A 10,237-nucleotide genomic window follows, 5' to 3' on the forward strand; every position below is an offset into this window, starting at 1 on the left:
TCAACAACCAAGTTTAACAAAAAAATATTTTATAATACGACGGGGTGCCGAAATGTCTGCTAACAAAGTGGTAGATGAAATTACGAAAGAACAGCAAAAAGAGCAAGAATCATTAAATTTATTTTTTTCAACACAAACAGTCATCCAAAAAGCACTTAATAAATTAGGCTATACAAACGAAATGTATGAATTATTGAAAGAACCAATTCGTATGCTTACAGTTCGAATTCCAGTTCGAATGGATGATGGTTCTGTTAAAATTTTCACTGGATATCGCTCTCAGCATAATGATGCAGTGGGGCCAACTAAAGGCGGCGTCCGCTTCCATCCTGAGGTAGACGAAGAAGAAGTAAAAGCCTTATCGATTTGGATGAGCTTAAAGTGCGGAATTACAGATCTTCCATATGGCGGCGGTAAAGGGGGCATTATTTGCGACCCGCGTAAAATGTCTTTTAGAGAGCTTGAAAGATTAAGCCGCGGATATGTTCGTGCCATCAGCCAGATTGTCGGACCAACAAAAGATATTCCAGCTCCGGATGTCTACACGAATTCGCAAATTATGGCCTGGATGATGGATGAGTACAGCCGTTTGCGCGAGTTTGATTCACCAGGATTTATTACTGGAAAACCGATTGTTTTAGGAGGATCACAAGGCCGTGAAACTGCGACTGCCCGAGGCGTAACCATCTGTATTGAAGAAGCAGTCAAGAAAAAAGGTATCGAGCTGCAAGGGGCGCGCGTCGTTATTCAAGGATTTGGAAATGCCGGAAGCTTCTTAGCGAAGTTTATGCATGATGCCGGAGCAAAAGTTGTCGCTGTTTCTGACGTACATGGTGCCGTTTACGATCCGAACGGATTAGATATTGATTACTTGCTCGATAGAAGAGACAGTTTCGGCTCTTTCTCACAATTATTTAAAAATACGATTACGAATAAAGAACTGCTTGAATTAGACTGTGATATCCTAGTTCCTGCTGCCATTTCCAACCAAATTACGGCGGAAAATGCAGCAAATATTAAGGCATCCATAGTTGTGGAAGCGGCAAATGGACCAACATCACTTGAGGCAACAACAATTCTGACAGAACGTGGTGTCCTGCTCGTTCCGGATATTTTAGCAAGTGCAGGCGGTGTAACAGTCTCCTATTTTGAATGGGTGCAAAATAATCAAGGCTACTATTGGTCAGAAGAAGAAGTGAATGAAAAACTGGCAAAGGTAATGGTTGGTTCTTTTGAAAATATTTATCAAACTGCTGAAACACACCAAGTAGATATGCGTTTAGCTGCTTATATGGTTGGTATTAAAAAAGTGGCCGAGGCATCAAGGTTCCGCGGCTGGGTATAAAAACGTAAAAGTTATATGGTAGCTCAACTTTCATCTATTAGCAAAAACCGCTATGACGAACGAAATCATTATAGGAGTGAAAAATTTGCGAATGGTAAAGGAAACTATTTACAGTCCTTGTTCCGGCACCGTAGAAAAAGTTTTAACTAAAGAGAACAATCATGTATATGAGTGGGAAAAATTGTTCCTAATTAAAACCCACAACGGTAAGATTGAAGAGATTTCGATTGGCATAAGCGGGCATATTACATCGCTGCATGTAAAGAAGGGCCAAAGAGTTACCAAAGAAACTTCTCTAGCAATTATCCAAGATGACCTACTAATTACAGGTAGTGATTAAAAAATGATGCTCTTTCCATTTTTATGGGAAGAGTATTTTTGCGTTCAAAGTGCAAAATATTTATAAAATCCGCAAAAAAAATTGGCATTTTTGTTCGAAAAATGTTCATAAATATAGATTTAAAAAGTTGGCATAGAAATTGCATTTATATAATGTAGAAATAGTGATAAATTTTAGAAAGATTTGGTGGTTGATAAATATCGACAAATATTTTAATCTTTCATTTGTGACAGGAAGGTGAAAAACGTTCTTTTAACAAAAATTATCCTATTCTATCATAATTCGTCTTTATTTTGAAAGCGTATTCTTCATCAAGGGAACAAGGGGGAAATTGAATGAATTTACCGGAAAACAATGCAACACATGACTTACAAAGAACGATGAAGTCAAGACATTTGTTTATGATTTCACTTGGAGGGGTTATCGGATCTGGTCTATTCCTAGGCTCAGGATACACGATTAGCCAAGCAGGACCAACAGGTGCCATTCTATCGTATATTGTCGGCGGCTTAATTATGTTTTTGACCATGGTCTGTCTGGGTGAACTTTCCGTAGCCATGCCTGTCTCAGGGTCTTTCCAAACTTATACGACCAAATTTATTGGACCGGGAACAGGGTTCGCACTTGGCTGGCTATACTGGCTCGGCTGGTCTGTTACGGTGGCGTTGGAATTATTATCTGCCGGCCAGCTTATGCAAAGATGGTTCCCACATTCTCCGATTTGGATTTGGTGTGCGATATTTGCGATTGTATTATTTGCTCTAAATGCTCTTTCAGCTAAAGCGTTTGGTGAAGCAGAATTTTGGTTTTCCAGCATTAAAATTTTAGCTATTATTATGTTTATTGTTTTAGGCGGCGCTGCCATGTTCGGTCTCATTGATATGAAAGGCGGACATGCTGCACCATTCTTATCTAATTTTACAGCACATGGGATCATGCCTCACGGATTCACTGCACTAATTGTTACAATGCTTGCGGTAAACTTCTCGTTCCAAGGGACCGAATTAATTGGTATCGCAGCAGGTGAAAGTGAAGAGCCAGAGAAAACCATTCCGAAATCAATTAGACAAACGGTTTGGCGGACACTGTTTTTCTTCGTATTAGCAATCTTCGTTGTAGCTGGATTAATTCCGATGGAAAAAGCGGGAGTTGTCGAAAGTCCATTTGTCGTCGTTTTTGATAGTATCGGTATACCTTATGCCGCAGATATTATGAACTTTGTTATTCTAACTGCCCTGCTTTCTGTTGCGAACTCAGGTCTTTATGCAGCAACACGTATGCTTTATGCGATGTCTAAAGAAAAAATGACAAGTCCAAAGCTTACAAAAGTAAGCAAAAGTGGAGTACCAATTAACGCTTTATTTTTTACAATCGGAATTGCTTTATTATCCTTACTTTCAGGATTTTTTGCAGAAGAAACCGTCTTTATGTGGTTGCTTTCCGTTGCAGGATTAGGGGCACAAGTTGGTTGGATTTCCATCACAGCTTCACAAATTGCTTTCAGGAGAAAGTTTATTCGCGAAGGTGGTAAAGTGGAAGATCTGAAATTTAAAACACCACTATTTCCACTTCTTCCGATTATTGCATTATTATTAAATGTATCCGTTCTAGTTAGTTTAGCGTTCGACCCTGCCCAAAGGTTAGCATTATATCTTGGAGTACCATTTGTGGCAGCATGTTACTTGATCTATCACTTTAAAATTAAAAAGATTCGTGAACAGGACGGAACAGAAGAACAAGAACTTCAGCTCCAGGACAACAAAAAAATGATTATCTAATAACGTAAAAGCGCTTGGGATTTTTCCAAGCGTTTTTTTGGATATTTCAGTCCATACTTCAAACAATAAGATCGAGGTGATAGATATGGGAAATTGGAATGAACAGGCTGCTCCAAATAATAACCTGCCGCCAAAAACGATTCGGTCATCAGAAATGATGTTGGGGGACAAAGCAAATCATGCGTTCAAAGAGGTATTATCAGATGGCGGTGAAAGAGACCAATTCATTAAGCGCCAAAAAAACGACCTTAAGATGAAATAGAAAAAAATCAGTGACGATTAAAATTTCGTCACTATTTTTCTTTACAAATGAATTCGAACGATGTAGAATTTCTATGTACCTAATATTTCTAGGTAGGTGAGAAAATGTTTAACCGCGAATTAGTGAAAGGCAGTACCTCATTAATCTTATTGCAATTATTGAATGAGCGTGATATGTACGGCTATGAATTAGTGAAAGAGCTGGAACAGCGCAGCGATAATGGCTTGAGCGTAAAAGAAGGGACCTTATATCCGGCCTTGCACAAGCTCGAGAAGCAGGAGTATATTGAATGTTATTGGCAGGAGCAGGAAAAGGGTCCCGCACGTAAATATTATCGGATTACAAATGCCGGAAAAGAACTGTTAGATGAGAAAACTCGCGAATGGCAGGATTTTGTTCAAGTTATGAATAAAGTAATTGGGAGATCCAAGCATGGAACGGTCAAAGAGTAGGTTTCTTGATGAACTATCAAACGGATTGATTAACCATAAAGAAAAAGAGAATATTCTTCTTGAATATGAATCACATATTGAAGAAATCCTGATTGAATCCTATGATCTTAAAACTGAAGCTGAAATTTATGATAGAATTGTCTCTCGTTTGGGCAGTCCGAATGAGATTTCTGGCTTGTGGAACGAGGAGCTCTCGGTTACTCCGAGTAATATGAAATGGCTGTTCATCCTGTTAAATATCATCTTTTTCGGTGGAGGAAGTTTATTAACGCTTGCCCATAATCTTTATCAATGGGAATGGCTCTCTGCCCTTTGGCACCATTTAACCGCTATTCCTATTCTAATTGCCTTTTTATACATGTTTTTTTGGGCACTGCTCGGATATGAAATCGGCAAAGGTTTTGGCCATAGGGGGAAAACCCTTTTAAGAAAAACCTTCTTACTTTCTCTTATCCCTAACTTATTGTTAATGGTTCTGACAGTATTTGAAATCATACCTCATTCTTGGTTTGCACCTTTATTAACGAAAACATTTATTTTTGCTTGTATCATTTTTACCATTTTTCTTTATCCAATTAGCTGGTTTGGCTACCGCTGGGGAAGGAAAGCATCGATATAAGCAGTTTTTTTTGAATATATACCTAGTAAAACNNTAAAACTATATATATAGAAAATCTACATGAAAGAGGGATGACGATGGATACGAAAATTAATAAATCAGATTGGCTTTTTTTGGTTTTATGCTTACTGCTAGGTATTTTAGGGGAAGAAGCATTTTTCCGGGGGAAAATTGGAATTTCTTATTTTGTATTTATTTTAGGTTTTTACGCGGTATTTTTTTTGCGTTTCCGCAGATACACTTTTTCCCATCAAAGAATAGGCTATTTGATTCTTTGTTGCATCTGGCTCCTGTCTGCAAGCTTTTTTTTGAACGACAACGAGGTTATGTATGGACTCAATATTATGGCAATTCCTTGCTTGGTTATCTTTCATCTTGTTTTAGTCACCAGTCCGAAACAAATGAAGTGGAATCAAATTGGAATGATTCCTTATCTGTTTTCCATGCTATTAAATTCTGTAAAATATAATGCGGCGTTTTCCCGGGTATTTGCAAAGGGATTGAAACAAGGTGTTGACCAGGGGAAGACGGTCATATGGAAAAAAGTACTTATTGGATTGGTCATTTCACTGCCTGTTTTATTTATCGTACTAAATTTACTTATGTCAGCAGATGCTCAGTTTAAACGGATGATAGGCGGAATACCGGAATGGTTTAACGTCATCGATGTAGAAAGTATTTTTAGGGTAGGAATTATTCTCTTTTATACCGCTGGCTTTTTTGGATTTCTGCAGATTCTTTCTAAAAAACAAATTAAAGTTATCCAACAGACCGCTAACGATTCAGGTTCCAAGCTTGATTCAATTATTACTATAACGGTTTTAATTGTAATCAATGCGGTATACCTATTATTTACGATGGTTCAGTTTAAATATTTCTTCAGCGGGTCTTTGCAAGGGGATTATACCTACGCAGAATACGCACGAAAAGGTTTCTTTGAACTATTGTTTGTCACGATGATCAATTTATCGATTACAGTAGTAGTCCTAACCGTCGTTAATCATGGTACTAATTTCGTAAAGCGATTCATGCAATTTTTACTTACCTTTTTGGTATTGGCTAGTTTTGTTATGCTCATATCTGCCTTTATGCGTTTAGGCATGTACGAGGACGCTTATGGATTCACTTTTACTAGGATACTTGCCCATTCGTTCATGATATTCCTGGTAGTCATCTTCATGTATACATTGGTAAAAGTATGGGTTGAAAAACTGTCCTTGTTTCATTTTTACTTTATTTCTTCTTTAATTTACTTCACAACCATCACAGTAATAGACTTAGATAAAATGGTGGTGAAGGAGAATATGGATCGCTACACGGAAAGCGGGAAGATCGATATATATTATCTTAACGATCTATCTTATACAGGTGTAATGGGATTGATTGACCTTTATGAAAAAGATCAATCAATAAATGGGCTGGAAGGAATATTGATAAAACGGAAGCAGCAGGCCTTGACAGAAAATAATCCTTGGCAGTCATATAACTTAAAAAGAGAGCAAGCTTTCTCAAAACTCAGGAAGCTTGATTTGAACTAGATAGAAAAGCATGCAAAAAAAATTTGCATGCTTTTCATTTTTTGTGTAACTTTCTCAAACATATTTCGTCTATCTAAATTGCGAATATTATAATAAATTGATTTTAAGGGGGATGAAATGAAACGATTTTTACGTATTATTATTCGACTAGTTTTGATTATTGGCGGCTTCCTTTTTATTTTTAATCTTCCATCCTTATTAGGAATTGGAAGAGATCATGTTGTGTTTAATTTTGAAACGTTTTGGGGGTTTATGAAATCAGATTTTCAATCTCTTCTCCAAATAAAGGATGCTGCCTACTTGTCGTTTTTTAAGCAATTGGACATTGCCGAAAGTTATCATTATTCAATGACGATCCTATTTATTAGCTTAATCTTTATTATTTTCATGGGTATGGTATTTTCAGTTCTGATTATGCTTGCACCGCAGAAACTGAGAAATATTTTAAAAAGTGGCATTAACTTTTTTGAAGCAGTCCCAGATTTATTAGTGATTTTTTTATTTCAGTTTTTTGTCATCATGCTCTATAAAGAAACAGGAATTAAATTTTTACAGTTATATGGAGTTTTTGGTGCAAAGCCCTACTTTGTCCCAATCATGACAGTCTCTTTCCTACCTTTATTTTTATTGATTCAATTTTTAATTAAGGTTATGACTGATGAACAATCCCAGCAATATGTGCTCTATGCGAAAGCCAAAGGAATCGGTCGCCTCAGAACCCTGCTTATACATATTATGAGAAACATTTTTCCACTTTCTGTCTTACAGCTAAGGACCATTGTTTGGGTATTACTTTCTAATATTTATTTAGTTGAATACTTGTTTAACATTAATGGATTTACACAGCAATTTTTTAAAATTATCTCTATGGGAGGAGATTTCGCTTCGCTCGTAGTTTGTTTGTTAATGTTTTCGATTCCATTGTTAGTCATAGAAGCAGCAGGCTGGACGATTTCAAAATTAATAAGAGGGAAGGAGCATGTAACAATATGAAGAAATATAAAATAACAATAATCGCTTCTTCCTTACTTCTTCTTCTCCTATTAATAAGTATTTTCTATCCTGCTTACGGACCGAAAGATTATAATCATCAGGTTTTAGTTAAAAATGAACAGGGAAAGATCATTGGGAGAGCTCCGTTTCCACCTTCCGAAGACCATATACTTGGAACCAATCGAAATGGTGAAGACATGCATTGGCTTTTGCTATATGGGGCAAAATTCACTCTTATTTCCACCTTTGGAGTCGCCATCTTAAGGGTGCTAATTGGAGGATTATTGGGGATTTTTTTATCAATCTGGGCCCCTTTTTTAAAAAGCTATGTGAAGGACTTTTTCCTGCCTTTCCGTTATATCCCTTTAATTCTCATAGGTATAATTTTAATGATTCCGATTGTCGGGAATTTTAATGATGTAGCCATCTCATCGATTGTAACCTATCAAATTATTATTCTTGTTTTTATTGGCGTTCCTTCCGTAACAATATTCGCTTCTGATGTAACGGATGAGTTATTAAAAACATCCTTCGTGCAAAGTTCTATTTTGATGGGGGCGGGTAAATTTCATCTAATAAGAAGACAATTGCTGCCCTACTTACTTTCTTACAGCGTTTTATTTACCGTTCAGCAGCTGATCAGTACGCTTCACATAACAATGCAGCTTGGGCTGTTTGGAATGTTTCTCGGTGGTAGGAATAGGGCGGGAATCTTTGGACTTGATGATCCCGATAAGCCGCCGCCAACTCCTGCAACAATCACGAATGAATGGGCAGGATTGATTGGACAGAATTTCAGAGAATTTTTACTTGCACCTTGGACTATCTTTAGTCCTGTGATAGGGTTTTTTATTGTCATTGCGCTTGTGAATATGATTAAAAAAGAACTAGAGGAAAACATGAATGGCCTGCAGGTTGTGAAAAAGATGAAAAAAGTTTCAAAGGCCGAATCCAAGACATTTGTGAAACAGGGATCATTTGAGCTTGTACGTAAGCTTTAACAGCAGGATGGAAAAAAAAGTGATTTCAAGAATAGATTTATTAAAAATTAAGGGAGAGTTGTCCATGAATCGAAAAGATGTCATCCTTGAGCAGTTTTTATTATCTCACAACAAAAATGGCTGGTTTGTATCCTTTCAAAGTGCTGCTGCAGGACTTACAGATGAGAAGGCAGTGTGGGAAGGGGAGAAATCCGAAAACTCATTTTGGAAATCGTCAGTCATTTGGTTTTTTGGAATGAACGTTATTTAAATCGGTTTAAAGAAATTCCAGTTCCTGAAATGCAAGGGGATAATAATTCTACTTTCACTGCTGTGTTAGAATGGGCTGAGGCTGTCGAGAGGTTTAATGCTGTAATGACCGATTGGTATAATGCGGTTCGGGAATGTGAGGATGCGAAATTAGATCAGCCGGTTAATACAGACTCGAATCATCCTTGGATTGAGACCCTAACCAATATCACTCTTCACAATGCCCATCATATTGGTCAAATTGTTACTATTAGGAAAATGCAGGGTTCTTGGGATAAGGAACAGGGTGTAAGTTAATTGCTAATTAATATCCAGCGAATGTCTTAAGTATCGAAAATTGTGTATTAAATCTCCGAAAATACGTTGTAAGTGTTAAAAAATATGTTATAAGTCTTAGAAGTTTTTTAGAATTACCAGTTAATATCCAGTGAATGTCGTAAGTTTTTAAAATTGTGTATAAAATCTCCGAAAACATGTCATAAGTACCAAAAAATATGTATTAAGTACTAGAAGTTAGATCTGTTTAGTAAAAAAACCGAGCCGAAGCTCGGTTTTTTTCATCTTATTAGTCCCCATTAAACATATCAAAGATCCCTTTAGCAATACTGCCTTCGTCTTTTCCTCCGCCTCGAGATGGGGCTGCAGCAAATACACGGCTGGCAAGTCGGCTGAAGGGCAATGATTGAATCCAAACAGAACCCGGACCGCGAAGCGTTGCAAAGAATAATCCTTCACCGCCAAACAAGGCCGTTTTAACGCCTTTAACAAACTCAATATCATACCCCACACTGCTGGTCATCGCTACTAAACAACCAGTATCTACCCTTAGAGTTTGACCCGGCAGGAGTTCTTTTTTAATAATCGTGCCGCCGGCATGAACAAACGCAAGACCATCGCCTTCCAGCTTTTGCATAATAAAGCCTTCTCCACCGAAAAAGCCTGCGCCAATTTTTCGCTGGAATTCAATTCCTACCTGAACCCCTTTTGCAGCTGCAAGAAATGCATCCTTTTGACAGATGATTTTTCCGCCATGTTGGCTTAAATCCATTGGAATGATTTTACCAGGGTAAGGAGAGGCAAAGGAAACCCGCTTTTTTGCTGCTCCAGAATTGGTAAAGGTAGTCATAAACAAGCTTTCACCTGTAAGAACACGTTTACCCGCACTAAATAGTTTTCCCATAAGGCCGCCACCGCCGCCTCCAGATCCATCACCAAAAATGGTCTCCATATGTATGTCATCTTCCATCATCATAAAGCTTCCCGCTTCAGCCACAACTGTTTCATTTGGATCAAGCTCTACTTCCACGAACTGCATATCATCACCATAAATCTTGTAATCGATTTCGTGATTGTTCATAGTAATCCCTCCAAATTTTATAATGTTTACCTATTTACATTATAAAAAATTTAGGAAAAATATACTATTTTTAACTGAAGATAAAATAAAAAGACGTCTGTTAAAAACAGACGTCTTTCGCGTATTGAGGCGAAAAACCACACTCCACATTGTGTGTTCCTAAAAGGAATGTTTTTCGGCTTACACAATTCAGCTCATCGCTTAATCATCTTAACATTAATGGGACCCAGAAGACAAGCTAAAAATTTTGGTTTATTTTTCAAATAAAAGTCTTGCTAGTATATACGAATTACTCTATATTCA

12 protein-coding genes are annotated in these 10,237 nt (G+C 37.3%); 11 read left to right on the top strand and 1 reads right to left on the bottom strand.

The genetic code is table 11. The features are described from left to right. Positions 1 to 52 precede the first annotated feature (52 nt). The 11 genes from V7161_RS29045 (at position 53) to V7161_RS29095 (ending at position 8,874) form a co-directional block, all read left to right on the top strand. The gene (locus V7161_RS29045; protein ID WP_335716254.1) at positions 53 to 1,345 is read left to right on the top strand and encodes a Glu/Leu/Phe/Val family dehydrogenase; all 1,293 of its coding nucleotides are present in this window, start codon (positions 53 to 55) and stop codon (positions 1,343 to 1,345) included. Between the two features lie 85 nt (positions 1,346 to 1,430). Next, a complete protein-coding gene (locus tag V7161_RS29050; RefSeq protein WP_438825809.1) occupies positions 1,431 to 1,685 on the top strand; it encodes a hypothetical protein in 255 nt (84 codons plus the stop codon). 335 nt (positions 1,686 to 2,020) lie between these two features. Beyond that, complete coding sequence (locus tag V7161_RS29055) at positions 2,021 to 3,463, top strand: amino acid permease (protein WP_335716244.1); 1,443 nt, start codon at positions 2,021 to 2,023, stop codon at positions 3,461 to 3,463. Between the two features lie 85 nt (positions 3,464 to 3,548). Next, positions 3,549 to 3,725, top strand: coding sequence for a hypothetical protein (locus V7161_RS29060; protein WP_335716245.1), 177 nt, complete (start codon positions 3,549 to 3,551; stop codon positions 3,723 to 3,725). A 104-nt stretch (positions 3,726 to 3,829) separates the two neighbouring features. After that, the gene (locus V7161_RS29065; RefSeq protein ID WP_289985797.1) at positions 3,830 to 4,177 is read left to right on the top strand and encodes a PadR family transcriptional regulator; all 348 of its coding nucleotides are present in this window, start codon (positions 3,830 to 3,832) and stop codon (positions 4,175 to 4,177) included. Further along, positions 4,158 to 4,796 (top strand): HAAS signaling domain-containing protein, encoded by a 639-nt coding sequence (locus V7161_RS29070; protein WP_335716246.1) that lies wholly within the window; start codon positions 4,158 to 4,160, stop codon positions 4,794 to 4,796. Before V7161_RS29065 ends, V7161_RS29070 begins: the two co-directional genes overlap by 20 nt. Before the next feature lie 77 nt (positions 4,797 to 4,873). Beyond that, positions 4,874 to 6,334 carry a DUF4153 domain-containing protein gene (locus V7161_RS29075; protein WP_335716247.1) on the top strand — a complete coding sequence of 487 codons (1,461 nt, stop codon included), beginning with the start codon at positions 4,874 to 4,876 and terminating at the stop codon, positions 6,332 to 6,334. A gap of 117 nt (positions 6,335 to 6,451) precedes the next feature. Continuing rightward, the gene (locus tag V7161_RS29080) at positions 6,452 to 7,327 is read left to right on the top strand and encodes an ABC transporter permease subunit (RefSeq protein ID WP_335716248.1); all 876 of its coding nucleotides are present in this window, start codon (positions 6,452 to 6,454) and stop codon (positions 7,325 to 7,327) included. Continuing rightward, positions 7,324 to 8,328, top strand: a complete 1,005-nt coding sequence (locus tag V7161_RS29085; protein ID WP_335716249.1) for a hypothetical protein — start codon at positions 7,324 to 7,326, stop codon at positions 8,326 to 8,328. The genes V7161_RS29080 and V7161_RS29085 overlap by 4 nt, the downstream gene beginning before the upstream one ends. 64 nt (positions 8,329 to 8,392) lie before the next feature. Beyond that, positions 8,393 to 8,578: a hypothetical protein gene (locus V7161_RS29090; protein WP_335716250.1), complete on the top strand. Its 186-nt coding sequence runs from the start codon at positions 8,393 to 8,395 to the stop codon at positions 8,576 to 8,578. Further along, positions 8,551 to 8,874 carry a DinB family protein gene (locus V7161_RS29095; protein ID WP_335716251.1) on the top strand — a complete coding sequence of 108 codons (324 nt, stop codon included), beginning with the start codon at positions 8,551 to 8,553 and terminating at the stop codon, positions 8,872 to 8,874. Before V7161_RS29090 ends, V7161_RS29095 begins: the two co-directional genes overlap by 28 nt. A 268-nt stretch (positions 8,875 to 9,142) precedes the next feature. Here the strand turns inward: V7161_RS29095 and V7161_RS29100 are convergent, their stop codons facing one another. Further along, positions 9,143 to 9,934, bottom strand: a complete 792-nt coding sequence (locus V7161_RS29100) for a TIGR00266 family protein (protein WP_335716252.1) — start codon at positions 9,932 to 9,934, stop codon at positions 9,143 to 9,145. Between the last annotated feature and the right edge of the window lie 303 nt (positions 9,935 to 10,237).

The organism is Neobacillus drentensis (assembly GCF_036965425.1).
Taxonomy (GTDB): Bacteria; Bacillota; Bacilli; order Bacillales; family Cytobacillaceae; genus Neobacillus; species Neobacillus drentensis_F.

What these genes read in the sequence shown, in the direction of transcription:
- V7161_RS29100 (WP_335716252.1), bottom strand. Translation starts at nt 9,934, where the DNA reads ATGAACAATCACGAAATCGATTACAAGATTTATGGTGATGATATGCAG.
- V7161_RS29045 (WP_335716254.1), top strand. Translation starts at nt 53, where the DNA reads ATGTCTGCTAACAAAGTGGTAGATGAAATTACGAAAGAACAGCAAAAA.
- V7161_RS29055 (WP_335716244.1), top strand. Translation starts at nt 2,021, where the DNA reads ATGAATTTACCGGAAAACAATGCAACACATGACTTACAAAGAACGATG.
- V7161_RS29085 (WP_335716249.1), top strand. Translation starts at nt 7,324, where the DNA reads ATGAAGAAATATAAAATAACAATAATCGCTTCTTCCTTACTTCTTCTT.
- V7161_RS29090 (WP_335716250.1), top strand. Translation starts at nt 8,393, where the DNA reads ATGAATCGAAAAGATGTCATCCTTGAGCAGTTTTTATTATCTCACAAC.
- V7161_RS29060 (WP_335716245.1), top strand. Translation starts at nt 3,549, where the DNA reads ATGGGAAATTGGAATGAACAGGCTGCTCCAAATAATAACCTGCCGCCA.
- V7161_RS29080 (WP_335716248.1), top strand. Translation starts at nt 6,452, where the DNA reads ATGAAACGATTTTTACGTATTATTATTCGACTAGTTTTGATTATTGGC.
- V7161_RS29065 (WP_289985797.1), top strand. Translation starts at nt 3,830, where the DNA reads ATGTTTAACCGCGAATTAGTGAAAGGCAGTACCTCATTAATCTTATTG.
- V7161_RS29075 (WP_335716247.1), top strand. Translation starts at nt 4,874, where the DNA reads ATGGATACGAAAATTAATAAATCAGATTGGCTTTTTTTGGTTTTATGC.
- V7161_RS29070 (WP_335716246.1), top strand. Translation starts at nt 4,158, where the DNA reads ATGGAACGGTCAAAGAGTAGGTTTCTTGATGAACTATCAAACGGATTG.